At 69.5% G+C, this 24,483-nt stretch carries 23 protein-coding genes and 1 other RNA gene; 7 read left to right on the top strand and 17 right to left on the bottom strand.

What is annotated here, in order from left to right:
• Nucleotides 1-352: 352 nt before the first annotated feature.
• The gene (locus ACGFIQ_RS34750) at nt 353-814 is read right to left on the bottom strand and encodes an SgcJ/EcaC family oxidoreductase (protein ID WP_393250324.1); all 462 of its coding nucleotides are present in this window, start codon (nt 812-814) and stop codon (nt 353-355) included.
• 225 nt (nt 815-1,039) lie between these two features.
• On the opposite strand from ACGFIQ_RS34750, the gene ACGFIQ_RS34745 reads away from it, so the two are divergent.
• Nucleotides 1,040-1,534 (top strand): nuclear transport factor 2 family protein, encoded by a 495-nt coding sequence (locus tag ACGFIQ_RS34745; RefSeq protein WP_393250322.1) that lies wholly within the window; start codon nt 1,040-1,042, stop codon nt 1,532-1,534.
• 416 nt (nt 1,535-1,950) lie between these two features.
• Nucleotides 1,951-4,626: a tetratricopeptide repeat protein gene (locus ACGFIQ_RS34740; protein WP_393250320.1), complete on the top strand. Its 2,676-nt coding sequence runs from the start codon at nt 1,951-1,953 to the stop codon at nt 4,624-4,626.
• Nucleotides 4,627-4,880: 254 nt separating this feature from the next.
• Here the strand turns inward: ACGFIQ_RS34740 and ACGFIQ_RS34735 are convergent, their stop codons facing one another.
• The 3 genes from ACGFIQ_RS34735 to ACGFIQ_RS34725 all read right to left on the bottom strand — a co-directional run bounded on the left by ACGFIQ_RS34735 (nt 4,881) and on the right by ACGFIQ_RS34725 (nt 7,016).
• Nucleotides 4,881-5,096 (bottom strand): hypothetical protein, encoded by a 216-nt coding sequence (locus tag ACGFIQ_RS34735; protein WP_393250318.1) that lies wholly within the window; start codon nt 5,094-5,096, stop codon nt 4,881-4,883.
• Nucleotides 5,097-5,504: 408 nt separating this feature from the next.
• Nucleotides 5,505-5,920: RNase P RNA component class A (gene rnpB / locus ACGFIQ_RS34730), an RNA gene on the bottom strand.
• 133 nt (nt 5,921-6,053) lie between these two features.
• Complete coding sequence (locus ACGFIQ_RS34725) at nt 6,054-7,016, bottom strand: threonine/serine dehydratase (protein WP_393250316.1); 963 nt, start codon at nt 7,014-7,016, stop codon at nt 6,054-6,056.
• A gap of 285 nt (nt 7,017-7,301) precedes the next feature.
• Here ACGFIQ_RS34725 and ACGFIQ_RS34720 point away from each other — a divergent pair, with 285 nt between their 5' ends.
• The 4 genes from ACGFIQ_RS34720 (at nt 7,302) to ACGFIQ_RS34705 (ending at nt 9,567) form a co-directional block, all read left to right on the top strand.
• Nucleotides 7,302-7,673 (top strand): hypothetical protein, encoded by a 372-nt coding sequence (locus tag ACGFIQ_RS34720; RefSeq protein WP_393250314.1) that lies wholly within the window; start codon nt 7,302-7,304, stop codon nt 7,671-7,673.
• Nucleotides 7,670-8,155, top strand: a complete 486-nt coding sequence (locus ACGFIQ_RS34715) for a roadblock/LC7 domain-containing protein (protein WP_393250312.1) — start codon at nt 7,670-7,672, stop codon at nt 8,153-8,155. The genes ACGFIQ_RS34720 and ACGFIQ_RS34715 overlap by 4 nt, the downstream gene beginning before the upstream one ends.
• A gap of 77 nt (nt 8,156-8,232) precedes the next feature.
• Nucleotides 8,233-8,994, top strand: a complete 762-nt coding sequence (locus ACGFIQ_RS34710) for a sulfite exporter TauE/SafE family protein (RefSeq protein ID WP_393250310.1) — start codon at nt 8,233-8,235, stop codon at nt 8,992-8,994.
• Nucleotides 8,995-9,111: 117 nt separating this feature from the next.
• Nucleotides 9,112-9,567, top strand: a complete 456-nt coding sequence (locus ACGFIQ_RS34705) for a MarR family winged helix-turn-helix transcriptional regulator (protein WP_393250308.1) — start codon at nt 9,112-9,114, stop codon at nt 9,565-9,567.
• 332 nt (nt 9,568-9,899) lie between these two features.
• On the opposite strand, the gene mctP is transcribed toward ACGFIQ_RS34705, so the two are convergent.
• The 7 genes from mctP to ACGFIQ_RS34670 all read right to left on the bottom strand — a co-directional run bounded on the left by mctP (nt 9,900) and on the right by ACGFIQ_RS34670 (nt 16,586).
• Nucleotides 9,900-11,549, bottom strand: a complete 1,650-nt coding sequence (gene mctP / locus ACGFIQ_RS34700; RefSeq protein ID WP_393250306.1) for a monocarboxylate uptake permease MctP — start codon at nt 11,547-11,549, stop codon at nt 9,900-9,902.
• Entirely contained in the window at nt 11,549-11,791 is a 243-nt protein-coding gene (locus tag ACGFIQ_RS34695) for a DUF3311 domain-containing protein (RefSeq protein ID WP_393250304.1), read from the bottom strand. The genes mctP and ACGFIQ_RS34695 overlap by 1 nt, the downstream gene beginning before the upstream one ends.
• A 162-nt stretch (nt 11,792-11,953) precedes the next feature.
• On the bottom strand, nt 11,954-13,096 hold the full coding sequence (locus tag ACGFIQ_RS34690; RefSeq protein WP_393250302.1) for a bifunctional RNase H/acid phosphatase: 1,143 nt from the start codon (nt 13,094-13,096) through the stop codon (nt 11,954-11,956).
• A 3-nt stretch (nt 13,097-13,099) separates the two neighbouring features.
• On the bottom strand, nt 13,100-13,837 hold the full coding sequence (locus tag ACGFIQ_RS34685) for a zinc ribbon domain-containing protein (RefSeq protein WP_393250300.1): 738 nt from the start codon (nt 13,835-13,837) through the stop codon (nt 13,100-13,102).
• Entirely contained in the window at nt 13,827-14,663 is an 837-nt protein-coding gene (locus ACGFIQ_RS34680) for a Nif3-like dinuclear metal center hexameric protein (RefSeq protein WP_393250334.1), read from the bottom strand. The genes ACGFIQ_RS34685 and ACGFIQ_RS34680 overlap by 11 nt, the downstream gene beginning before the upstream one ends.
• Nucleotides 14,664-14,770: 107 nt before the next feature.
• Nucleotides 14,771-15,343 carry a flavoprotein gene (locus ACGFIQ_RS34675; RefSeq protein WP_393250298.1) on the bottom strand — a complete coding sequence of 191 codons (573 nt, stop codon included), beginning with the start codon at nt 15,341-15,343 and terminating at the stop codon, nt 14,771-14,773.
• A 16-nt stretch (nt 15,344-15,359) separates the two neighbouring features.
• Nucleotides 15,360-16,586, bottom strand: coding sequence for a helix-turn-helix domain-containing protein (locus ACGFIQ_RS34670; RefSeq protein WP_393250296.1), 1,227 nt, complete (start codon nt 16,584-16,586; stop codon nt 15,360-15,362).
• A 247-nt stretch (nt 16,587-16,833) separates the two neighbouring features.
• Between ACGFIQ_RS34670 and ACGFIQ_RS34665 the strand changes: the two genes are divergently transcribed.
• Nucleotides 16,834-17,505, top strand: a complete 672-nt coding sequence (locus ACGFIQ_RS34665; protein WP_393250332.1) for a bifunctional DNA primase/polymerase — start codon at nt 16,834-16,836, stop codon at nt 17,503-17,505.
• Between the two features lie 311 nt (nt 17,506-17,816).
• Here the strand turns inward: ACGFIQ_RS34665 and ACGFIQ_RS34660 are convergent, their stop codons facing one another.
• From ACGFIQ_RS34660 to ACGFIQ_RS34635, 6 genes are all read right to left on the bottom strand, one after another.
• Complete coding sequence (locus ACGFIQ_RS34660) at nt 17,817-18,539, bottom strand: FAD:protein FMN transferase (protein ID WP_393250330.1); 723 nt, start codon at nt 18,537-18,539, stop codon at nt 17,817-17,819.
• Nucleotides 18,540-18,588: 49 nt separating this feature from the next.
• Nucleotides 18,589-19,200: an FMN-binding protein gene (locus ACGFIQ_RS34655; protein ID WP_393250294.1), complete on the bottom strand. Its 612-nt coding sequence runs from the start codon at nt 19,198-19,200 to the stop codon at nt 18,589-18,591.
• An 11-nt stretch (nt 19,201-19,211) separates the two neighbouring features.
• Nucleotides 19,212-20,630, bottom strand: a complete 1,419-nt coding sequence (locus tag ACGFIQ_RS34650) for a ferric reductase-like transmembrane domain-containing protein (RefSeq protein WP_393250292.1) — start codon at nt 20,628-20,630, stop codon at nt 19,212-19,214.
• On the bottom strand, nt 20,627-22,009 hold the full coding sequence (locus tag ACGFIQ_RS34645; protein WP_393250290.1) for a DUF1501 domain-containing protein: 1,383 nt from the start codon (nt 22,007-22,009) through the stop codon (nt 20,627-20,629). Before ACGFIQ_RS34645 ends, ACGFIQ_RS34650 begins: the two co-directional genes overlap by 4 nt.
• Before the next feature lie 8 nt (nt 22,010-22,017).
• Nucleotides 22,018-24,120, bottom strand: a complete 2,103-nt coding sequence (locus tag ACGFIQ_RS34640; protein WP_393250288.1) for a DUF1800 family protein — start codon at nt 24,118-24,120, stop codon at nt 22,018-22,020.
• 116 nt (nt 24,121-24,236) lie between these two features.
• A complete protein-coding gene (locus ACGFIQ_RS34635; protein WP_393250286.1) occupies nt 24,237-24,407 on the bottom strand; it encodes a hypothetical protein in 171 nt (56 codons plus the stop codon).
• Nucleotides 24,408-24,483 lie beyond the last annotated feature (76 nt).

Below are 24,483 nucleotides of genomic sequence, written 5' to 3'. Positions count from 1 at the left end.
AGATACCGGAGACCTCGCTACATCTCGAACACCGACACGCGAAGATCCTCACCCAACAGCTCACGCCCTGGCACCGACTTCGACACAGGCCCTAGGTCGCCGAGCGGCAGTAACCGACGCCGGATCATCGCAACTCGGTGCCAGACTGCCTTGATGCCCAAACACCTTGCACCCGTCCTAAGGACCACCGACGCCAACGCCGCCGCGACCTGGTACTCACGCCTTGGATTCGTGCGGCAGTGGGAGCACCGGTTCGCCTCTGACTTGCCGCCCTGAGAGGGGATGCGTTCGCCTAGACCGGGCTAGACGGGCAGGTAGCTGTCGAGCCTATGCCGTTGCCGGTTAGTTGGCGTCAAGAACGACTGCTGGCCTCGGCCAGGGCGTCGCGCATGTCGGCTGTGTGCTGGTCCGCGAGATCCGACCGGCCGTGGTATTGCGCCGGGGTGTTGTGGAACAACGCGACACGCCACGTCCCGTTCTGCTGCACCGCGACCAGCGACTGCACCGCGTTCACCGCCGGGTTCACATCTGTCTGGCCTGGTGGGACCATCCCGACCCGCGCTCTCAGCAGCGCAACCGCGTCACCGAGCGGACGCACCTCCTGCACTCTCCACACGTACGAGGCGGTCGGGTGGTCCGTGAAGATCGGCGCCAGGTGCCCTTCCAACTCCGACGCGCTGACCTGGCTGCCGTCGAAGCCGACAAGCGAGGCGTCGTCGGCGAACAAGGCGGCATACCGGCGCGCGTCGCGGTCGTTCCAGGCGGTCAGCAACTCCTCGTAAAGCCGCTGTACGGCGGCGGTCTCCTCGGCCATGCCTCTCATCCTGCCACGCAGGGTAACGGCGGATCGGCCAGCGCCAGGCCGTACGCCTGGCGTCCAGCGATTCCATCAATGCCGGGGACGCGGCTGGCCCGATGGAGGGACCCCTCCCGCCGTCATCGAGGGCGATACTCGATGAGCCGCGTCGTTCGCAGGGTCGAAGGCGCGTCGTCGCCAGGTTCTGGTTCGAGCGGCGGCGCCCATCCGGAAGGAGTACCGGTGAGTCAGCCGTACCACGCAGTCGCCGCATGGCGTGCCGCCGGCGAGGCAGGCGACGCCGCGGCAGCGGTCGCCGCTCTCAGCCCGGAGGTCACACTTGTCTCGCCGATCACCGAGCGGTTCACTTTTCAGGGTCGCCAACAGGTACGCGACCTGCTTGAGGTGGCCCTGGCCGCGATCGACGGCATCACCTACACCGACCAGGTCGCCGAGGGCCGCACCGTGGCGCTGTTCTACGAAGCCCAGGTCGACGGCCGGCGCATCTGTGAAGCCCAGCGACTACGCCTGCACCCGGACGGCCTGATCACCGAGATCACGCTCTTCATTCGCCCCCTGCCGGCGCTGACCCGGCTGATGACCAAGCTGGGGCCCGAACTGGCCCGGCGCAATGGACAACCCGGCCTTGCCCGGCTCATCCCGCTCGCCGCCGGCATGTTGCACTCGATGGCCGACTCTGGAGAACGGCACATCATGCCACGTGCCGCGCCACGATAGCGGCCCCCGACGCACGGATGTGCGCCCAGGGAACTCGCTGTGGATAGCATCGCTTGTGCCAGATCTCCCTGCGGCTGGCTGGCCCCGGTAGATGACACGCAGACCACCCTTGCTGCTGTCTGAAACTCGGCTGCCTGACGTAGCGAGACTGCTGACTGCCTTACCCCGCAGAGAGGCAAGACGGTTGGGGGGCAACCGTCACTGGTTACAGGTAGCAAGCAACGCGGCGACAGAGAGCCGGAGCCACCTCCGATATAGACGTCGACACCTGCGGCCCCAAAGCGTTGGCACCTGATGGACGAGAATGGACCCACCCCCAGCTGCCTCAGCGAAACAGGAGGAGGTGCGCAAACGTGGCCCCTGTCGCCCGAACGAGAGGAGGCGCCAGCCCATACTCCACTGGCGGCGGAGGGACCGTGCTGGAACACACCTATGGCGCGGTCCTCCTCGCAGCTCTCCTGCAAGGGTCCCCTGTGCGCGGCTTGGGCGAGGACGTCACTCCCGTCGAAATTCGCTTTCAGCAGGGGGCACGCCACCCTGTCGATGATCTGATGGTCGTCGGTGAACACGAATCAGGGGAGCGACGGCTCCACATCGGCGTCCGGCGTAACCCCTCAATCACTTCTCGGAATTCAGAATTCATCAAGCTAATCACCGACTACTTACACATGGTCGTCAACCATCGTGAGGATATCGATTCTGACCGGATACGGCTTGGTCTGGCTGTCGCCGGCCCTCACACTGCCTGCCAAGAGGTTGCTCAATTAGGACAGTTCGCTCGCACTCACAGCAGCAACAAGGGGTTTCGCGCAGCGGTGCTAGCTCCCCGTGCCACGAATCAGAAGGTGCGTGGACGGTTGCGAATGCTCGACGAAGCGGTGTCCAACGCCGCGAGCATCGCTGGGGTTGTGTTGAAGTCCTCTCATGCCGCCGACCGGCTAACTTGGCAATTGCTGAGGGCTCTGCGAACAATAGATTTACGGCTCGAAGGCGATGATCCTGCGGACCAAGATGCAGCTATCGCTGGCCTCTTGTCCGTCGCCGGGGGTACTTCCCAAGCAGCTGCCTTGTGGCGGAAGCTCGTCAGCCTATCGTCCCGATATGCACAGACCGCAGGAACGGTCGACAGGAATTTGCTGGTCCGCGACTTGTCCAGCCAGCTCAATCTTTTGGGCGCAAGCAGTAAGAAGCAGCCGAGGCAAAAAGCGCGAGAACAACGAAAAACCCCAGCTAACGGAGTCGTTGAATCGAGGCACCCGCACTTTGGGCAGCTGATCGCTGTAAACGATTGCCTTGCCGAGCATGTAGGAGTCCATGCTGCAAGCAGCGATTCGGATGAAGAAACAAGGTTGCATCTTCCGCCATACATTCTGCGTGACCATGACCGGGAATTGCGTTCGAAACTGCGCAGCTTGTCCTCAGAAGGAGGACTTCTCGTTGTAGTTGGCGCGTCTTCCACAGGTAAGTCGCGTAGCATGTACGAAGCAGTACGAGAAGTTTTCGCCGACTGGCGGTTGTTGCTTACCGACGGTGTCGACGCTATCCGAAAAGCAGCGAAAAATGGCATCCCGGGCAAGACCCTGATCTGGCTAGACGACACTCCCACTATCCGGTATTTAGGACCTGGCGGCCTTACAAAGACTGAGATAGTAGGGCTGATTCACCAAGCTGATGGTCCGGTTGTCGTTGTTGACATGCTCTGGCCCGCGGCATACCAGCAGCTAAGCACGATTCCGCAGATGGGGCTGGAGGCTCAAGGAAGCGACATCTGGCGAGATGCGCGAGAAGTCCTCTCACTCGCTGGACAGGCAGTCATTGACGTTCCCGACCGATTTAGTACACACGAGCGCGAGCAGGCCAGCCGCGTTGCCAATGCCACCGGCGACCGCCGGCTGGTGGGGGCACTAGCCGACAGCCAGTATGGGCTCACCCAACATTTGGCAGGTGCTCCACAACTAATTACTCATTGGAACCACGGAAAGGTTTCCCAACCTTATGGTTGGGCCATCCTTACGGCTGCGATCGACATTCGGAGAATAGGCATCCGGGCACCCCTGACAGCCCAGATGCTCAGTGCCACCGCGCAGGCATATCTGAGTGGAGTGCAGATTGCGGAGGCCAGTAGCGATTGGTTACAAACCGCCCTTGCCCATTCGACAAAAAAGCTTCACGGAGCCGTTCAAGCGCTAATCCCTATTCCGGGGCCGAATATGGGCACAATTGCAGGATACGAGGTGGCAGACTACCTACAGCAATATGCGTCGATACACCGATACTATGAACCCCTCCCCCCCGACTTCCGCAAACTCCTCTCCGCACATACGGACACCCCGGACGTCTTGATGCAACTTGCACTGAATGCCGAGCAATGCGGCTCTCCCCACAGCGCCATTGATCTATATCGTCGAGTTTACGCATTGAATCCCATAGCACGGAGGCGACTCCCTGGGCTTCTAGCCGCAACTGGTCAGGAGGATCGACTACGAGAGCTGATTGCGCTTGGAGACGTGGTCCATGCCCGCCGAGCCTTGAGCGACCTTCTAGCCAAGCAAGGCCGCGAAAACGACCTACGAAAGCTCTCCGAATCAGGGGATTTAGACGCTCGGTGGAAGTTGACACTCTTCCTGCTTTCGGAGAACAGGCATAGCGAGGTCCAGGAATTAGCTTCAGACGGAGGCATTGGGAATCTCCTAATCGACGATCTGCTTACTCGCCCGCGGGAGCTAGTTCGCATTAGCCGGGAACGCTCCGCCGCCAGCGCCCTCGCTACAGAGATCCTAAGCCGCGGCGGTAAAGATGGCTCGTCTCCTGTCCTCGATGACAAGAACGACGAGAGACGTCAACAACTGTCCGCATGCGAGAGCGAATTACGACGGCTCGCCGGCGAGGGCAGTATTCCTGCTCGCAGGCTGCTCGCTGAGCTACTAGCCGAGCAGGGTCGAGAAGTTGAACTTCGTGCTATGGCTGCGGCAGGTGACCTTGCCGCACAAGAAGAATTTGTTGCCCTGTCGATTAAGCGGGCGAGCGAGCCAGCAGAAGCCAGCGACACCGGGGACAAGCCGCCCCGACAGAAACGTGCTGACGAGCCCTGACACGGCCGGAGCTACTAACGGTCGGTCAATTCCGGCCCCCTTGGAGAGGACTGGACCTGCACCCCCAGGAGAGTTCGAACCAGTCGCCCCCAACGTCGCCCCCATGCTGTTGCCGATTTCCTCTGTTCTGGATCAAGGCACCGCGCTCCGCGCGGTGCGGGGCGGCAAGCCCGGCCGGCGGCAACCCGCCCCGGTCGCCTGCGGCACCGGGGCGGTGAGCCGCCGGGACACCGCCCCCACATCTGAGCTGGAGCTCAGCCCAACGCGAGTTCCTCCGGGAAGCGCTCCCGAAGCGCAGCGACCGCATGGCGCAGGCAGTAGTCAAGGCTGTTGCCGTCGAGCCTGATCGAGGCACCATCGAGCCGCTGGCCCGAGATCACCACGGTCCAGGGCTTGTGCTCTCGTTCCCCGTCAATCTTGACGAGCCCGACCAGACCCATCTCCCCCAGGTGCGCCAGCAGCTCCGGCACGCACTCATCCCATCGCATCCACGGATGGGACCACGGAGGCCGCTACGGAAGCCAGCGGCTCGGCCTGGTCGTGTGGTTGGGCTTCCGCCTGCCGCGCCAGTCCAACCCCGGGACTGGCTTGCCACCGGTCACCGGGTTGCGGCACCAACTCCACCGCCAGGGCCTAGGGGCCTCTCCGCAGCCGGCGGCCATCGATTCAGGTCACCAAGCGCCGGCCTGGAAGGGCCTCAGACGGCAGAGTGCGCCGGACCGAGGGAGGCGAACTGACCCAGCACTCAGGCCGTCTCCAGGCCGTCTCAGGCCGTGGCCAGGCCGTCAAACGCCACCCAATGATGACCAAGGTCAACCAACGGCACCAGATAAACGACCAGCTCAGAGCCTTGATCAGGTCTCTGAGCTGGTGGGCGACGGACGAGTCGACCTGTACGCCGGATTCTGTGCGCGGCGCATACCCCGGAGGGTTTGCGCCGGCGGCGGCCATCCATCTCGGCCTGCCGTTGCCGGCAGGCTCCAGCGGCCTACCCGCAGACATCGGGCGGGCAGCCCTCAAGCGTCTGCGCCGGGTCGTCATCTTGCGGTGACGGCCCTTGCTTGGCCTTGCTCCGGGTGGGGTTTACCGAGCCACCCCGGTCACCCGGGGTGCTGGTGGGCTCTTACCCCACCGTTTCACCCTTACCGTCCCCGTTGGGGTCGGCGGTCTGTTTTCTGTGGCACTGTCCCGCGGGTCGCCCCGGGTTGCCGTTAACAACCACCCTGCCCTGTGGAGTCCGGACGTTCCTCGGCGGCGGGCCGAAGCCCGCCGACGCGACCGCCCGGTCGACTCGTCCGTCGCGCTCCCATCCTAACGACGTGATGGGGACGCCCTGTTCCGCCCCGGCTCGGCCGATGGCGGACCGACGCGACCGGCAGACGGAGGCTGGGTCGTGCGGGGTGGCCTGCTACCGGCCACAGGGACGATTACCCGAGGGCGCTCAGGCGCGCCGTCCACGACGCCACGTCGGCGACCGTGGCGTTGCCGCCGCAGAGCACGAGACCCAACCGGGCATCGTCACCCACCCGTTCCCGTACCCGGCGGGCGGCCGGCAGCAGGCATCCGGCGGCCGGCTCGGCCCAGACCTTCGCGTGCTCGGCCAACTCCACAGTCCCCCGCACCGCCTCGGCGTCGGAGACCACGAGCACGTCGCTGACCAGGGCAGTCACGTGATCGTAGGTGAGCCGCGAGACGGTCGGCGCGCTGAGCGTGGTGACGATCGACGACAGCGGCACCTCGACCGGCCCACCCTTGGCCAGGGCCTGCGACATCGCCTGCGCGCCCTCGGTCTCCACGCCCCAGACCCGTACCCCGGGCCGGCGTGCCCGCAGCGCCGCGGCCACCCCGGAGATCAGCGCTCCGCCGCCGACGCTGACCAGCACGTCGGTCAACTCACCGGCGTCGTCGGCGAACTCCAATCCGACAGTGCCCTGCCCGGCGAGCACCACCGGGTCGTCGAACGGGTGCAGCAGGGTCAGGCCGTCCTCCCGTAGCCGGGACATGAGCGCGAACGCGGCGGGCATGCCGTCGGTCAGCTGGACGTCGGCACCGGCCGCGCGGGCCACCTCGACGGCACGCGCCGGCGCCGTCCGGGGCATCACCACGGTCGCCGCCACGCCCAGGGCACCGGCCATCACCGCGACCGCGATGCCGTGGTTGCCACCGCTGACCGCCACCACGCCCGCCGCCCGCTCGGCGTCGTCCAGGACGAGCAGCTTCGCCGCCGCGCCACGCGCCTTGAACGACCCGGTACGTTGCAGCAGCTCCAACTTGGCGGTGACGGGCACGCCGAGTAGCTCGGACAGGCCGGGGCTGGGCACGGTGGGCGTGTGGACCACATGGCCGGCGATCCGGTCGGCGGTCGCCTCGATGTCCGCGAGCTCGATCATCACCGAAGCGTGCCACAGCAGCGGCGTGGCCCCGCCCGTGGATCAGGAGCAGACGACAGCGATACCGGGTCAGCAGCTCCGCCCGAAGGTCGACGCCCATGGCGGCGGTGTACGACGCCCACGGAAACAGGAGACCCGATTCCGGTATTGCAGGCCGTATCAGCTCAGCGGGAAAGGGAACAATCCGCCGGAGGGTCCCCTTTGCGGGTGTGTACCACCTGTCATGGCCTGGTAACCCCGTGCGTGCGACGGTGCCACCACCCGTCAGACCTGGGAGAAGACACCTTGACGAACCTCGACATCGCCCTCAAGAGCGCGATGGGCATCGACGGCGCGATCGGCGCCGCGCTCGTCGACCACAGCAGCGGCATGACGCTCGGCGTGGCCGGCGGCACCGGCGAGATCGACCTGACGGTGGCCGCGGCCGGTAACACAGATGTGGTCCGGGCCAAGCTGCGCACCATCGAGATGCTCAACCTCAACGACGAGATCGAGGACATCCTCATCACGCTCGGCACGCAGTACCACCTGATCCGGCCGTTGACCGGTCGGGCGGGCAAGGGTCTCTTCCTCTACCTGATGCTGAGCAAGAGCCGGGCCAACCTGGCGATGGCCCGCCATCAGCTGCGGGTGATCGAGGAGACCCTGGAGCTGTGAGCGGAGCTGACGGGCTTCCCCGCCGCACCCCGAGGGGGGCCGACACCCTGGAGCCGCCACGCCCCCTGCCGCCCTCGCTGGCCGGGAACCCGGCGCTGCCGTATCCGGCAATCGGGCAGGAGCTAGCCGAGCTGCGGGTGCAGATCCCCGGAGTGGACGGGTGTGTGCTCGGCGGCGTGGACGGCCTGCTCATCACCCACAACATTCAGACCGACGCCGACCCGCACGACCTTGCCGCGCTGGCCGCCACGACGTACGGGCTGGGTCGACAGATCGGGTTCCGGCTCGGCCAGGGCGACTTCCAGCAGTCCACGATTCGCAACGCAGGCGGCTACCTGAGCGTGTACGCGGTCAGCGGGCACGCTCTGCTCGCCGTGATCGGGCAGGACAGCATCAACGTGGCCCGGCTGCACCTGCGGGCACCGGCGACCACCGAGCGACTGGCCGACCTGCTGGACGGGGTCACGCCGACCACCCACTGACGTTCGGTGTCGGCGCGCGGGCGACTGGCCAACCGCTCGTGTGGGGGTCCAGTCGGCCGGGCTAGCCTCGTGGGGCTATGGATCTCTCCCACGCGGCGCTGCTGCTCGCCGCCGGTCTCGCCGCTGGCACGGTCAACGCGGTGGCCGGTGGCGGTTCGCTCATCACTTTCCCGGCGATGATCGCGGTCGGGTTGCCCCCGGTTCCGGCGAACGTCAGCAACTCCATCGCGGTGTTCCCCGGTTACCTGGCCAGCGTGGCGGGCAGCCGGATGGACCTGCCGCGCCCCCGGGCGCTGGCCACGCTGATACCCACCACGATCGTCGGCACGATCGTCGGGGCGCTGCTGTTGCTGGCCACCCCGGCCCGCGCGTTCGAGCTGGTCGTACCCTTTCTGGTCCTCGGCGCGACAGCGGTCCTGGCGTTCCAGGACCCGCTGCGCCGGCTGGTCGGTCACCCCCGGGACCTGTCGCCACGCCGGCGGACGGTCACGGTGCAGGCGATGGTCGCGCTTGGCGCGGTGTACGGCGGTTACTTCGGTGCGGCACTCGGGGTGATGCTTGTCGCCGGGCTGGCCCTGGTGCTGGACGCGACGCTGGCACGGGTGAGCGCGATCAAGAATCTGCTCTCCGCGTTGGTGGGGTTGACCACGCTCGTGGTGTTCGCCCTGTTCGGCCCGGTGAACTGGGCGGCGGTCGCGGTGGTCGCGCCGGCCACCCTCCTTGGGGGGTACGCGGGCGCCCGGCTCGTCCGCCGGCTGCCGCCGGTGGTGCTCAAGACGCTGATCGTGGTGTTCGGCACGACGATCGGCCTCTACCTGCTCTGGCGCGCCCTGAGCTGAGACGCCGGTGATCAGCACCGGCTTGAAGCCGAACCGGCCGCTGGCCAGCGTCGCCGGGATCACTCCGACTCCTCAGATAGCTGCATCGTACAGGTACTTATTCTGTAGGATACAGCTATGAGCGACGACGACGAGAGCACCCTCGGCCGGATCGAGACCGAGGTGGCCCTGCTGATGCGCTTCGGCGAGGCCACCCGGCGGGCCACCGGCACCGCCGAGCACCGGGTGCTCGACCGCGCGGCGTACGTCATCCTGCGCCACCTGGCCGACGCCGGCCCACAGAACGTCTCGGCGCTCGCCGCCCGGCTCAACCTGGACGGCTCGACGGTGACCCGGCAGGTCTCCGCCCTGCAACGCGACGGGCTGATCACTCGCACCCCGGATCCCTCCGACGGCCGGGGCACTGTCATCTCCCCCACCGCCGCCGGCCTCCAACGGATGGCCGTCGTGCAGGCCGCCCGCACCCGGCTCTACGGCGACATGCTGGCCGACTGGACCACCGAGGACCGCACAGCCCTGGCAACCCTCCTGGGCCGCCTCAACCAGGCCCTGGTAACCCACAACCGCCGCTAGCCCTCCCAGCCCCACCCACCTACCCCGCCCCGCCCTCCCACCCCACCCGCTCCAGCCCTCATCCCGTCACCCCGACCCGCCCGCCAACCCGTCGATCATGGACTTGTGGTGGGGGGCAAGCGGCGCGAGTTACCACATACCGGGCACCACAAGTCCATGATCGGCGCGAGGCGCGTCCCGGCCTCGTCGACCCTGCACTCAGCGCGAGGACTAACGGGGGCGAATCCGCACAGGACGGGCGCCGTCACTGCAAGATCGGCGCGCGACACGCGAGGACGGGATGACCGGTACACCCGGGCACCGACCCACGTCGGCACCCGGGCGTACCCGGGTCAGGCGACCGGCTCGCGGGCCGAGTCGGCGTCGCTTTCGGTGCCCGGGGTGACCCGGGGGTCGCCCTCGTCGGCGAAGTAGTCGTCGGGCGTGGTGCCGTCGACTCCCTCGTCCACCTTGGCGGCCCGCAGCGCCAGCGTCACCAGTGCCGCGACGGCCAGGTTGACCGCCACCGCCACGATGCCGACGTAGATCGTCTTGGTGGTGTCGAACCCGAACTCCGACAGCGGGAACGCCGAGCCGCCGAAGTGCTTCCGGGTCGGGCTGGCCACCTGGTAGAGCATCCACATGCCCAGGCCCATGCCGGCCACCCAGCCGACGATCAGGCCGGTGCGGTGGAACCAGCGGGTGTAGAGACCCAGCGCCACCGCCGGCAGCGTCTGCAGGATGATCACGCCGCCGATCAGCTGGAGGTCGATGGAGAACTGCGGGTCGAGGAACACGATGCAGGCCACCGCGCCGACCTTCACCACCAGCGAGGTGATCTTCGAGACGTTCGCCTCCTGGGCCGGGGAGGCGTCCCGCTTCAGGTACTCCTTGTAGATGTTGCGGGTGAACAGGTTCGCCGCCGCGATCGACATGATCGCCGCGGGCACCAGCGCACCGATGCCGATCGCGGCGTACGCCACACCGGCGAACCAGTCCGGGAACTGCTGGTCGAACAGCAGCGGCACGATCGTGTTGTTGTCGACAGTGCCCTCCGTCGCGCCGGGCAGTGGCTTCACTCCGGCCGCGATGGCCATGTAGCCGAGCAGTGCGATCAGCCCGAGCAGCAGGCTGTACGCCGGCAGCGCCGACATGTTCCGCTTGATCACGTCGCGGTTCTTGCTGGCCAGCACACCGGTGATGCTGTGCGGGTAGAGGAAGAGCGCCAGCGCCGAGCCGAGCGCCAGCGTCATGTACTGAAGCTGGTTGTTGCCGTTGAGCAGGATGCCGTCGTTCGGGTTGGGTGAGGCGTCGAACTTCGCGTCCGCGGCGGCGAAGATGTCACCCCAGCCGCCCAGCTTGTACGGCAGGTAGACGACCGCCACCAGGATGACGATGTAGATCAGGCTGTCCTTGACGAACGCGATGAGCGCGGGCGCGCGCAGCCCCGACTGGTACGTGTACGCGGCCAGGATGGCGAACGCGATGATGATCGGCAGGTGCCGGGCCAGCGCGTTGTCGCCGGTGACGCCCATCGTCTTGAGCACCGCTTCGATGCCGATGAGCTGCAACGCGATGTACGGCATGGTGGCCACGATGCCGGTGATGGCGATCAGCAGGGCCAGCACCGGCGAGTCGAACCGGTTGCGGACGAAGTCGGCCGGCGTGACGAACCCGTGCCGGTGCGACACCGACCAGAGGCGCACCAGCACCAGGAAGACCAGCGGGTAGATGACGATGGTGTACGGCACGGCGAAGAACCCGGCCGCGCCGGCACCGAACATCAACGCCGGCACCGCCACGAAGGTGTACGCGGTGTAGAGGTCACCGCCGACCAGGAACCAGGTGATCCAGCCGCCGAAGCTGCGGCCGCCCAGCCCCCACTCGTCCAGGTGCGCCATGTCCTTCGGTGCCCGCCACCGGGCGGCCACGAAGCCCATTGCGCTGACCAGGAGGAACAGCAGTGAAAAGACGATGATCTCGGTGAGATGGTCGCGCCACATCAGCGGCCACCCCGCTTCTTCGTCATCTGGTAGACCAGCGTCGTGGTGCCGACGCCGAGCAGGATGAAGGCCAGTTGCAGCCAGTAGAAGCGCGGGAAGCCGAAGACCCGGGGCGAGTCGCCGTTGAAGAGGGCCGGGATCAGCGGTACGACGATGGGGATGAAGAGCAACCAGTTCCAGGGGCTGTGGTCCTTCGCCCTGGCCGGCGCCGCGGTTGGCGCCTCCGGTTCGGGTGCAGCCATCTGACACACCTCCGGGGAGTCGAGGCTCTCGATGTAACGGCCGGAGGCTACGACCCTGTGATGGCCGTCACCTCGCCCGCCCGGAGGGCGCTGCGCCGAACGGCCGGCCGGCTGCGCCGAACGGCGCGACCGGCCGGCCCTGGCAGCGGAGGGTGCGGCGGCTCAGAGCGCGGCGAGGTGGGCGGTGTCGTTGACCGTGCGCACGGCCACGCCGCCGTCGGGCCACATGTCGAGCACCGAGATGCCGGCCGCGTCCAGGAAGAGCCGGTGCAGGAACCCGTCGCCGGCCGCGAGGGCGTCGCGCAGCATCAGCTTGATCGGCGAGACGTGCGAGACCACCACCACGGTCTCCCCGGGGTACGCGGTGAGCAGCCCGGCGGTCACGCGGTGCGCGCGTTCGGCGACATGGGTGAACGACTCTCCGTCCGGCGGGGCGATCCGGGGTGAGGCGAGCCAGGCGTCCATCTCCCCCGGCCACTGCTGACGCACCTCGGCGAAGGTGCGCCCCTCCCACGCGCCGAAGTCGCACTCGATCAGGTCGTCCTCGGTACGCACCGGCACGTCACCGCCGAGCGCTTCGGCGATCGCCGCCGCGGTGGCCGTACACCGGGACAGCGGTGAGCTGAGCACGGCCGCGACGGACGGGGCCAGCGCGGCCACCCGGGCGCCGGTGGCCCCGGCCTGGGCCCGGCCGCGCTCGGACAGGGGCACGTCACCGCGGCCGGAGTAGCGCCGCTGCTCGGTGTACTCGGTCTCACCGTGGCGGACCAGGATCAGCCGGGTGGCGGTGAAGGTCGGCCGTGGCTCCCACGAGGCCGGTGCGGTCGCCGGGTCGCTGCCGATCGCGGGTGTCGCCGGCGGTTGGCCCGCTTTCCGGGACGAGGTGGGACGGCCGGCGGCGGCGTCCATGGCGGCGTTGGCGAGCGCGTCGGCGTGCCGGTTCTGCTCGCGCGGAATCCAGGTGAACCGGACGGCGGTGAACCGGCCCACCAACCCGGCGGCCTGGGCGGCGAGGGGACGCAGGCCGGGGTGCTTGATCTGCCACCGGCCGCACATCTGCTCGACCACCAGTTTGGAGTCCATCCGGACGTCCACCTCGGCGGCACCCAGCTCGGCGGCGGCGGTCAGGCCGGCGATCAGCCCCTGGTACTCGGCGACGTTGTTCGTCGTCGTACCCAGCGACTCGGAACGCTCGGCGAGCACCTCGCCGGTCTCCGGGTCGAGCACCACCGCGCCGTAGCCGGCCGGGCCGGGGTTGCCCCGGGACCCACCGTCGGCCTCGACGGCGACCACGCGCGGCGCCACGACCTACAGGCCCGACTCGTTGGTACGAACCATGATCCGGCGGCAGTCCTCGCAGCGGACCACGTCGTCCGGGGCCGCCTTGCGGATGCGGGCCAGGTCGGCGCCGGACAGCTCCAGCCGACACCCGCCGCAGCGGCCCGCGGTGAGCAGCGCGGCACCGAGACCGGTGTCCTCGCGGATCTTGTCGTAGAGGGTGACCAGATCGCTCGGGAGGTCGGCGGCGAGCGGCTGACGGGCCCCCCGCTTGAACTCCTCCTCCTTGGCGATCTCGGCCAACGCGTCGTCGCGGCGCTGCTCGGTCGCGGCCCGCTTGTCCCGGGTGTCGGCCAGCCGCTGCTCCACGCCGTCCAGCACGCCCTGCGCGGTCTCGCGCTGCTCCATCAGCTCCAGTTCGGCGTCCTCCAGGTCGCCCTGGCGCCGGTTCAGCGAGACCAGCTCGTGCTGGAGCGCCTCCAACTCGCGGGCCGGGCCGGTGCCGGCGGCCAGCCGGTTCTCGTCCTTCTCCTTGCGGGCGCGGACCTGGTCGACGTCCTTCTCCAGCCGGGCGATGTCCCGGTCCAGGTCGTCGACCGCCACCTGGGCGCGGACCCGCTCGTCCTCCAACGACGACAGCTCCCGGGCCAGCGACTCCAGCTCGGCCCGCTCGGCAAGCGTTCGCCTGCGGTGGGCGAGCTGGGCGAGGTTGGTGTCGATCGCCTGGAGGTCGAGCAGGCGGCGCTGCACCTGAGGGTCAGCCTTCACGGTCGGGCTCCTTGTCGTCCACAACGGGTGCGGCGGCATGCACGGTCCACGGGTCGGTATCCAGGTCGGACACCAGCGTCTCGACGCCCAGCGCCTCCCGTAGGAGGGTGGCCAGGTCGTCCAGCCACGGTCGTTCGGTCGCCCAGTGGGCGGCGTCGATCAGGGCGGGACCATCGGCGGCGAGGTGCTCGCCGGCCGGGTGGTGCCGCAGGTCGGCGGTGAGGAACGCGTCCACCCCGGCGGCGGTCGCGGCGCCGAGGAAGCTGTCCCCCGACCCGCCGCTGACGGCGAGGGTACGAACCATACGCCCGGGATCCCCCGCGGCGCGAACTCCCCAGGACGTGACGGGGAGCACCACGGCGGCGTGCCGGGTCAGTTCGGCGAGGGTCATCGGCTCGGGCAGCTCGCCGATCCGGCCGAAACCCCGGTCGTCGCCGTGGGCGGGCGAGCCGGGCGCGGGCCGTTGGAGCGGGCGCAGATCGGTGAGCCCGAATCGGGCGGCGAGGGCGTCGGAGACGCCCGGGGAGGCCACGTCGGCGTTGGTGTGCGCCGCGTAGAGCGCCACCCCGGCCCGGATCATCTGGTGGATGATCCGCCCCTTGAAGGTCGTCGGCGCCACCGACGAGACCCCGCGCAGCAACAGCGGGTGATGCGCGACGATCATGTCCACGTCGGCGGCCAGTGCTTCGGCGACCGTCTCGGGCACCACGTCGACCACGCAGAGCACCCGGCGAACCGGGGCGGTCGGCTCGCCGAGCACCAGGCCCACCCGGTCCCAGTCCTCGGCCCAGACCGGTGGATAGCGCCGTTCCAGCTCGGCCACCACGTCGGTCACCGTGGGAACGGATCTGCTAGTGCTCACGGCGGGCCAGCTTACCGGCGCGGGGGCGGCCCAGCGGTGACGCCCGGCCCGGTCGCGTCGCGCCGTGGGCCCTAGACGGCTCCCACGGTGACGGCGTGCAGCGCGGCCAGCGGCATCGCCCACGGGAAGGCGTGCAGGTGTTGCTCTCCCGTGCCGGGCGGGTGCAGGGCGACCACGTCGTCACCGAAGAGCACCGTGACACCCCACTCGGCCAGCCGGGCCACACCGGCGCGGAACGCCGGATGGGCGGCCATCGCGACGTTGGTGTACGGCACCGCCACGATGGGGATGCCCTTGCCCTGCGCCTCGACCAGCAGCCCCAGCGCGAGTGTGTCGGTGATCCCGGCCGCCCACTTGTTGACCGTGTTGACCGTCGCCGGGCAGACGATCATGGCGTCGGCGGGGGGCAACACGTCCGGGTCGTCGGGATTCTTGTAGTGCGTCCGCACCGGGTGGCCGGTCTGCCGGGCCAGGGCGGCCTGGTCGACGAACTTGGCGCCGTCCGGCGTGACGACCACGCAGACGTCCCAGCCGTCCTGCTGCGCCAGGTCGACCAACTGCCCGACCCTGCGGGCCAGCGGCGAACCACAGGCGATGACGTAGAGCACCGCACGGTGCCCGCTGCCGCGCGCCGAACCGGCCATCACACCGGCTCCGCGGTCATACCCCTACTCCCATGTGCTCAGCCAACTCCGCTACCAGAGAAGACGGCGCACCACGTGTGCGACGAAGGACGTCCGACATCACCTCGTGGGCGATCGGCCGGCAGCGGATCTCCGACGGCGCGAGCCGATCACCCATCAGCAACATCTCGCCGGCGTTCGCCACGTCGCCGACCTGGGCGTACCCGCGGGCGATGTCGAGCAGGTGGTGGGCGCGGCGTTCGGGCAGCAGCGCGTTGAAGGAGTGCTCCGCGATGCGGTGGTGCACCTCCACCGCCCGACCCCCGTCGCCCAACTCCACCGCGGCGGCGGCCCGGTGCAGCTCGACGTTCGTCGGGCCGAACGACGTCCAGTAGTGGTTGTGGTCGCCGCCGAGCAGGGTCGCGGCCTCCTGGGCACCGTTGATCAGGTCGTCGACGCTTGCCGAGTCGCCGATGCGGGACGCGGCCATCGCGCCCTGCAGCAGCAGCATCCCGTAGACGGAGAGCCGGGCCGGGGTGACCTCGTTGCTTCCGCCCGGTGCCAGCCGGTTGGCGATCTGGACGTTCAGCTCCAGTGCGGGGCGGGCCCGACCCATCGCGGCCAGCGCGTTGCACACCCGGGTGGTGGCGATGCCGGCCAGTAGGGGGTCGTCGGCGCGCTGGGCCACCGCCATCGACCGGTCGGCGGCCAGCCAGGCCAGCTCGCACTCGCCGAGCTTGCGCAGCACCGAGGAGGCGATCTGGTAGACCTGGCCGAGCAGGTGGGCCGCCTCGGCGGCCCGCTCACCGCCGTAGGCGGCGTCGGCCGCCTGGGCGTCGCGCAGCAGCTTCGGCAGGGCCCGGGTGAGCATGCCGTAGCGGCCGTACTGGTAGGTGAGCCAGGCGTGGTTGACGGCCTTGCGCAGGTCGTCCAGCGGTGGCGGACACGGCACCGCGTCGAAGTACGCGCTCATCGAGTCGTAGCGTTCCAGCGCGGAACGAATCTCCTGCACCTCGACCTGGTCGATGCAGTTGAGGGCGTCGGCGCGCCGTTCCGGATCCTTGCCCATCAGCAGTTGCACGTCCATCTGGAGGATGTCGGCGATCTCGTAGAGGACGGAGAACTTGTCCAACCGGCGGACGCCGCGTTCGACCTTGTCCACCCAACTCTTGGACTTGCCGAGCCGGTCGGCGAAGACCTGTTGCGACATTTTGCGGCGCCCCCGCCAGTAGGCCACTCGCCGTCCTATGGGTAGCTCGTCCATCTGCCCATCCTCCTCTGCCGCCGCCGATAGATCGAGCGGGGGCGATGTCAGCGGGTGCGACGGCCGCCGTTCGCTTTCAGGTTCTCGCTGGTCGCACACGATGTACGTCAGTCGAACGGCTAGTCCTCGTACTTTCGTGCAAGTTGCACGAGCCGTTCGTCAACCTCAACGATCGTGGGTTACGGCAGTGACGGTGCTCGACATGCGACCTGGCGACCGCCGGGCCCGACGAGGGGAGATGGCACACATGTGGGGGAACGTCGGACCGCGCGTCGCCGAACTGTCACCACTGGAACGAGTCCGGCTGCGCAGGGTCGCCATGCGATACGTCACACACGGTTGGGAGGTCACGCCAGGGGCCTGCCTGGCCCGAAGTCGCTTCGTCTGTGGCCGGGCCGGATGTCCCACCGTGGGCTGCCACCCCGCCCTGGAGAACTGGGAGTTGGCCGCCAGCGCCGACCCCGCCCGGGTGGCCACCTGGTGGCGGAACCGTCCACACGGGGTGCTGCTGCCCACCGGCCGGACCTTCGACGTGTTGGAGGTGCCCGCCCACCTGGGCCGGCACGTCCTCGACGCGGTACAGATCCACCCGGCCGGCACCGGCGTACGCGGCCCGGTGCTCGTCACCCCCACCGGGCGGTGGATGTTCCTGGTCCGCCCCGGCGACCCGCTCCGGCCGGAGTTGGAGCACTGCTTCCACGTGGTCCGGCACGGGCCGGGCTCGTGGATCCCCGCGCCGCCCACCCGGCTGCCGGAGGGGCCGGTCCGCTGGGCGGTCGCCCCCGAGCAGGCCCGCTGGCAACTGCCGGACTCGTACCTCGTACAGAACACGTTGATCGGGGCGCTGCGCGCCACCGGGGTGACCCTCGCCCCCGACCTGCTCCCCGGTCACCTGCCGCTGCCCCGACGAGGCCGATGAGAGCGGCCCGACCGACGATTCGATCCGGTGCCCGACAGCGTCGCCGGGGCGCCGGTCCTCGTTGACAGGTGAGACAGCGCGCAACGCGCGCCACGAACGGGGGAACGATGTCCACGGACGACAGAGCGCCTCATCCCGGCGGCACCGAGCCGCCCCGACGCAGCCACCCACGGCACCGTTGGGCCGGCACCCGACCGTCCGGCTCGCGCCCCGGCCGCCCACGCCCCACCGGCTCCCGCCCAGCCGGCACCCACCGCCCAGTCCGCTAGACCACCCAACCCTCGCCCCGCCCCCGCACGGGGGGCGGGGGGCTAGGTGGTTCGGGGCAGGCCGGCGGAATGGTATTGGCGGGCGTCGTCGGTCACCACCGCGTGGGTGTGGTCGTCCAGGCTGTTCAGCCAACCCAGACCGGGGGTGCCCATGGCCAGGGCGGCGGTGGCGTACGCGTCGGCCACGCCGAGGTCCGTGCCGACCACTGTCACCGAGCGCAACCCGCTGGCCGGGGTGCCCCGGCGTGGGTCCAACACGTGCCGGCCCCGCTCGTAGACACCGGACGTCGCCACGGCCAGGTCGGTCCCGGTGAGCACCAGGCAGGTCGCCATGGCGTCCCAGGGGTGCCGGATGCCGATGCGCCACGGTGCCCCGGTCGGGGACAGGCCCCGCACCCGCAGGTCACCGCCGGCGTTCACGCAGTGGTTCACGGCACCGGCGGCGAGCAGGCGGTCCGAGGCGACCTGGGCGGCCCACCCCTTGACGAAGCCGGACGGGTCGAGCCGCCCGGTGGCGTACGCGTCGAAGAACCCGTCGGTGGCACCCCACAGGTCGGCACAGGTCTCCAGCACGAACCGCAGCTCCGCCGACGCCTCGGAGAGCAGCACCGCACCCCGGTCGAAGCGGCACACCTCGCTGTCCGGCCGGTACGTGCTGAACCGGGCGTCCACCTCGCGCATCCAGGCGAAGACGTCGTCGGCCAACTCGGACAGGGTGGCCGGCGGCAGGTCGTCGGCGAGGTCCAGGGTGATCGCCGTACCCATGATCTGCTCGACCCGGCACAGCCCGGGTCGGATCAGCGCCACCGGCACCTCAGAACGCCTGCTCGATCGCGCCCCGCAGCGACTGCTTGTAGGAGTTGCTGGTCTCGGTGGCACCGGAGACGGTGTTGACGTTGGCGCTCTGCTTCTGCACCACCTCGCCGCCGCTTCCGTCGTACCGGCCGCTGACGTCGTCGCTGTGGATGTCGGACTCACCCCCGCTGGGCAGCGACAGTGCGACGGCGTCGACGATCCGGCTGCCGGAGACCACGATCTGCACCTGCACGTACCCGTACTCGTTGTCCACGCCCGGCCCGGTGATCCGGCGGGTGGTCGGCTGCGGCGCCTTGGTGGTGGGCTGCGGCGCGGGCGGAGCCTTCGTGGTGGTGCGGGGGGTGCTGGGCGGCCGGGTGGCGCTCTTGGTGGGTTTGGCCGACGGCGGCGCGCTGGGCGCCACCGACGGCGTCGGTGCCCCGGCGGCCGGATCGGCAGCGGCGCCGGGGGCCGGGGCGGCGGCCGGGTCGACGTCCTGCGGGGTGGGGTCGACCGGCTGGGCGGTCGGCAGGTTCTGGGCGACCTGGGTGGCGGCCGGCGACCCCTTGAACACCACGAGCGCGGTGGTGCTGGCGGCCAGGCCGGTGATCGCGAGCAACGCGCGACGCATCTGATGCCTTCCTACAACTCGAACGTGGCCAGGTGGATCTGCCGTCGGGGCACGCCGGCCCGGCGCAGCGCGCGCACCGACTGCTCCACCAGGCCGGGTGGCCCACACAGGTAGACGTCGCGCCGGGCCACGTCGGGCACCAGTTGACGCAACCCGTCCGGGCTCATCAGCTGCCGGGGGCCGGGGTCGTCGCGGGACCCGATGACGTACCAGACCGAGGTGTCGCGCTCCTGCGCCAGCCAGTCCAGCTCGCGGCTGAGCAGCACGTCGGTGGGGGTACGGGCCCGGTAGATCAGGGCCGCGCCCGGCGGCAACTCCTCCAGCATCGCCCGGATCGGCGTGATGCCGCTGCCGCCCGCGATCAGCAGGGCCCGCTCGCGGACCCGGTGCGCCGCCGTGAAGGTGCCCGAGGGGCCCTCGGCCCAGACCCGGGTGCCCGGGGTCAGGTCCCGCAGGTCCCCGGTGTGCGCGCCGACGACCTTGACGGTGAGCCGCAACCAGCGCCCGTTCGCGGCGGCGGAGACGGAGAACGGGTGCGACTGCCACCAGCAGCCCCTGGTGAGGAAGCGCCAGCGGAAGTACTGGCCGCCGAGCATCGCCAGCCGGCCGAGCCGCTCGCCGGTGAGGTAGATGGAGATGGTGTCGGGACTCTCGGCGACCACGTCGGCGACCCGCAGTTTGTAGCGCAGGTTGAACGCCAGCGGCGCGAGCACCCGACCCCAGAGCAGGGCGGCGACCACCAGCAGGTAGAGCGCGATCCAACCGGTGCGGACCGGGCCGGGCTTGTAGAGCTGCGCGCCGTGGGTGAACTGGTGGCCGAAGCCGAGCAGCAGGATCAGGTAGCTGGACAGGTGCAGCAGGTGCCACAGCTCGTAGGGCAGCGCCCGGCGGATCCCCCGGATGCTGCTGAACCCGACAAGCATCATGAGGCCGGCGGCGACGAACGCCGACACCATGTCCTCGTAGTCGCCGAGCAGCGTGCCGACCTCGGCGAGGAGCGACTGGTTCCGCAGGTCGGCGTAGCCGACGATGATCAGCGACAGGTGCGCCAGCACGGCGACCAGCAGGGTGGCGCCGACGTCGCGGTGCCAGCGGGCCATCTGCTCGCCGCCGATCCACCGTTCCAGCACCGGCAGCCGGCTCATCATCAGCACCTGCACCAGCAGCAGGTAGCCGGCGATCAGGCCGGTGATCCGGCCGGCCGCGGTGACGGTGGACGCGGTGCTGCGCAACGAACCGGCGGGGGTGCCCAGCCACCACGGCAGCACGCTGGCGAGTAGCCCGACCAGGAGCAACAGGCCGAGCAGCCGCCGGCCGCCGGGTCCGCGCCGGTCCGGCACCTGCGGGGGTACGGGCGCAGCCGACCGGCCGCCGTGCCGGGACGAGGTCCCGGTACGACGGCCGGCGGCGTGGGTGTGCGAGTGCGTCACGCGTACAGCTTCATCGGGGCGTACTTCTGGCGGGGGAAGACCTTCTCGACCTCCGCGTTGGTGAGCCCGAACCGGCCCTGGGCCACCGCGCCGTACACGTTGAACATGTTGTTGTACTCCGGCACGTCACCGGAGTCCAGCTTGTCCAGACCGTTCCAGTCGCCGAGCAGCGAACCGGCCAGCTTCTTGCCGGAGAGGATCGTGACCACCCCACCGTGCCCGTGGTCGGTGCCGCCGGTGTTGGAACCGACCCGGCGGCCGAACTCGCTGGACACCATGATCGTCACGTCGGCGGCCTGCGGGCCGAGGTCGGTGAAGAAGGCCGCCATCGCGCTGGCCAGCTCGTTCAACCGGCGGTGCAACTGGCCGCCGGCGGCGGTGCCCTGGTTCTCGTGGGTGTCGTAGCCGCCCATCCCGACGGTGGCGACCCGGACGTTCGCGCCGCCCTTGATGAGCTGGGCGAGTTGCTTGAACGAGTTGCCGACGCCCTCGTACTTGACGCCCTCGGCGGGCTCGTACGGCTTGGCGGCCAACTGCTGGGCGGTGGCCAGCGCGCCCATGCCCTCCTGCACGGCCTCCTCGACCGGGTGGTTGATCCCGGTGAAGAGCCCCTTGATGGCGGCCTCGGTGGCGGCCCGGAACTTCTGGTCGCCGTTGAGCCGCAGCGATCCCACGTTGTTCAGCGACAGCGCGCCGTTGGTGCCCACAAGGGAGCGGGGCAGGGTGCTGCCGATGCCGACGCTGCGGAACGCGGTGCCCTTGCCCAGGTGGTCGACCAGACCGTCGAGCCAGCCCCGGCCACCGGTCTCGTTGGGCAGGCCGCCCAGGTTGCAGGCGTCCGCGGCCTGGAAGTGGCTGCGCGACAACCGCGGGTCCGAGGTCCCCGGGACGAAGCCCAGCTGACCGGCCGCGAGCCACTTCTCCAGCGGCTTGAACGCGCTGGTCAGCTTGAAACCACGGTCCAGGGCCAGCGAGTCGTTGCCGAGCAGCAGGTCGGGGCGGGCCTTGGCGAGCACCGGCTCGTTGTCCGGCGCGACCAGGCTCAGCCCGTCCAGGCCGCCGTAGAGGAAGACGTGGATCAGGGTGCCGGTCGGGGTCGCCGCGAACGACGCCGACGTGGTCACGAACTGGGCGGTGGCCAGGGCGGTGGCGGTGGCCGCGGCACCCACGACGAAGGTCCGCCGGGTGACGCCACGACCGTCCTGCTGGGCCTCCTCCAGGTTCTCCAGAGTGCGGTAGCGGTCGGCCTCGGCGGCGTTCTCGGCGGCGACGATGTCCGCCTCCGCGCGCAGCAACGCCTCGGCCGGGTTGTCGGCCAGCCGTCGCACGTCGGGGCATTCGGGGTGCAGGGGGAAAGAGTTGTACACAGTCTTCTCCATCGGGTGCCTCACCGGAGGTGGTGCTGGGGGGAAGCGAGGATCGCCCGCGCGACGGCGGTGATGGCCCCGTTGAACGTGGCGTCCACCTTGGCAGTCGCCGGCACACCGGCCACACCGAGGATGAGGTTCTTCTCCCGCGTGCTCAGCAGCTGGCCCACCAGCCGCTGGGAGAGCGCGTCCACGTACGCCCCGGCGGTGGCCGGCGGCTTGGCGATCAACTTCTCGGGCGCCGTGTACGTGAAGGCGGTACGGTAGCCGGCGATGATCTCGCCCGCCTCGTTCCAGCCGTTGACCATGGTGCCGGCCGACGTCCAGGCGACGTAGACGTCCGGGTAGCCGTCCGGGGTGGGCTGACCCATCGGGTAGTGGCCCAGCTCGCGCAGCTTGTCGTGGATCTGCCGCAGGCCGCGGGCGTACGGGGTGCGCTTGTTGTCGCCGTTGTTGTGCTTCGGCGACGGGTCCGGTGAGACGCCCAGGGTGCGGTACGTGGCGACCAGGTACTCCATCGGCCGGCGCACCTTCTGGCCCACGCCGGCCCAGAACTCCGAGGAGCTGAACAGCGCCATCAGCACCGGCTTGATCAGGCCGTTGTTGGTGGTGTACGTCTTGGCCAGCCGGTCCACCAGGGACTTCGGCGGGGTGTCCGAGACGAACCGGGTCGCCAGGCTCTGCGCGACGTACCTCGCCGTCGACGGGTGCAGCGCGATGTAGGCGATGTACGCGTCGATCGCCGCGTCGGCCTTCTTCGGGTCCAGTGAGTCGTTGGCGTGGGTGAAGCCAAGGATCTTCACCTTGCCGACGTAGTGCTGTTCCGGCTTGAAGACGTACTTGCCGTCCCGGTCGATGCCGCGACCGGTCTGCAGCATGGCCGCCTGCCGGACGTCCTGCTCCTCGTAGCCGCCGTCGACGCCGACCGAGTAGAGCTCGAGGTTCTCCCGAGCGAGGTTCTCGTTGATCGCGTCCTTGCGGGAGTCCTTCTGGTTCAGGTAGATCAGCAGCGCGGGGTGCTTGTTCGCGGCGACGAGCATCTCGGGGTAGCTGCCCAGCGCGTGCTTGCGCACGACGTCCTGGTCGAACGAGTTGCGGTAGACCTCGCCGCCGTCGAAGTCGGCCGCGACGTGCAGGAAGTCGTTCCAGAAGTCGACCATCACCTCGAACAGCTGGCGCTTCGACCAGATCTGCCGCGCGATGGTGGCGTCGACCATCTCCCGCTCCGGCTGGGCGCCCTGCTCGTTGAGCTGGTCCCGCTGGGTGCGCAACTGCTGCGGGTTGAGCTTCAGGGTGGGCAGTTCGGAGAGCTTCAGCTCGGCCTTGCTCGGTTCCAGCTTGTCCGGCTCCAACTGGGCGCGGATCCAGGCGTCGATGCCCTGGCTCTTGATGTCGGCGACCACCGCGGGCGTCGGCCCGAAGGTGGCACGCCGGGCCAGGTGCAGGATCGGGTCCTTGGCCAGCACCGTCTTGACTGTCACCTTGGTCGCCGCCGCGGCGGCGGCCGGGCCGGGCAGGGTCCGTCCACTTGTCGGCGCGTTCTTCTTCAGCGCCTCACCGGCCCGGGAGCCCATGTAGCTCTCGTTCTGCTCGGTGTACGTACGCACCGTGCTGGGCTGCTGGCCGCTGGGCCGCGCCGCGGTGCCGTCGGTCACCGTGCTGCCGGTCGCGTCGCCGGCCGCTGCCGCCTCGTCGCCGAAGAGGCCACGGAACTGCGGGGTCATGGCGATCGCCGCGCCACCGGCGACGACGGCCGCGGTGCCGCCGAGGGCGGCCATGGCCCTGCGCCGGCCGACCTTGCGGCCCGGGTCGCCGTCATCGTCCAGGGCGGGCAGTCCGGCACCGGCCGGTCGCGCCGGCGCCGGCCGGCCGAGACCCTCCGGGCCGACCCACTGCGGTCCGCGCGGGCCGGGGGCCGGCTGTCCGGCGTGGGCGTAACCGTCGCCGTACTGCTCACGCGGGTCGGCCTGCGCCGGGTAGCCGCCCTGGTAGGGGTGGGGCGAGTCGTACCCGTACGGCGCGGGCGTGTGGGGGTCGCCGTAGCCGTCCGCGCTGTGGTGCTGGCGTCCGTCCCAACCGCGGTCGTCCCGCGGTCGACGTGGTGGCACATTCTGGTCGGCCATGTACCAATCCCGATTTCTGATGAGCGCCGAGAACTGCGACCGGGCAGGTGCGGCAGGTGCGGCGACTGTTGCCTGAGGGGGTTGCTACGGCAAGGTAGCCAAGCCCTCAGGTGCCTTCAAGGTGGGCCGACCACCCGCAGGAGGGCACTTAAGACAGCGCTCAGCGCGTCGTCGGGATCGGGCGGCGGGTCGGAGTCGAGCGCGGACCCTCCCAGCAGGGCGTACGCGCGGCAGCCGGGCACAGATCGGACCACCCCGCCGTGGGCGACACGTTCCGCGCCGCCCATCACCACAGACAAACTTAAGGTTTGGGTAAGCCGGACATGAGGTGCGCTCGCGTGGCGGAAAAGTAGCAGCAGCGGG

This window comes from Micromonospora sp. NPDC048898 (genome assembly GCF_043198035.1).
Lineage (GTDB): Bacteria > Actinomycetota > Actinomycetes > Mycobacteriales > Micromonosporaceae > Micromonospora.
Note: the sequence above shows the minus strand (reverse complement) of the source record. Positions and strands in the feature narration are given on the sequence as shown.

Bases quoted from the DNA above. Each gene is read 5' to 3' on its own strand.
- ACGFIQ_RS34750 (WP_393250324.1), bottom strand. From the start codon at position 814: ATGGCCGAGGAGACCGCCGCCGTACAGCGGCTTTACGAGGAGTTGCTG.
- ACGFIQ_RS34725 (WP_393250316.1), bottom strand. From the start codon at position 7,016: ATGATCGAGCTCGCGGACATCGAGGCGACCGCCGACCGGATCGCCGGC.
- ACGFIQ_RS34710 (WP_393250310.1), top strand. From the start codon at position 8,233: ATGGATCTCTCCCACGCGGCGCTGCTGCTCGCCGCCGGTCTCGCCGCT.
- ACGFIQ_RS34705 (WP_393250308.1), top strand. From the start codon at position 9,112: ATGAGCGACGACGACGAGAGCACCCTCGGCCGGATCGAGACCGAGGTG.
- mctP (WP_393250306.1), bottom strand. From the start codon at position 11,549: ATGTGGCGCGACCATCTCACCGAGATCATCGTCTTTTCACTGCTGTTC.
- ACGFIQ_RS34695 (WP_393250304.1), bottom strand. From the start codon at position 11,791: ATGGCTGCACCCGAACCGGAGGCGCCAACCGCGGCGCCGGCCAGGGCG.
- ACGFIQ_RS34675 (WP_393250298.1), bottom strand. From the start codon at position 15,343: ATGGCCGGTTCGGCGCGCGGCAGCGGGCACCGTGCGGTGCTCTACGTC.
- ACGFIQ_RS34670 (WP_393250296.1), bottom strand. From the start codon at position 16,586: ATGGACGAGCTACCCATAGGACGGCGAGTGGCCTACTGGCGGGGGCGC.
- ACGFIQ_RS34665 (WP_393250332.1), top strand. From the start codon at position 16,834: ATGTGGGGGAACGTCGGACCGCGCGTCGCCGAACTGTCACCACTGGAA.
- ACGFIQ_RS34660 (WP_393250330.1), bottom strand. From the start codon at position 18,539: ATGGGTACGGCGATCACCCTGGACCTCGCCGACGACCTGCCGCCGGCC.
- ACGFIQ_RS34655 (WP_393250294.1), bottom strand. From the start codon at position 19,200: ATGCGTCGCGCGTTGCTCGCGATCACCGGCCTGGCCGCCAGCACCACC.
- ACGFIQ_RS34645 (WP_393250290.1), bottom strand. From the start codon at position 22,009: ATGGAGAAGACTGTGTACAACTCTTTCCCCCTGCACCCCGAATGCCCC.
- ACGFIQ_RS34640 (WP_393250288.1), bottom strand. From the start codon at position 24,120: ATGGCCGACCAGAATGTGCCACCACGTCGACCGCGGGACGACCGCGGT.
- ACGFIQ_RS34635 (WP_393250286.1), bottom strand. From the start codon at position 24,407: ATGGGCGGCGCGGAACGTGTCGCCCACGGCGGGGTGGTCCGATCTGTG.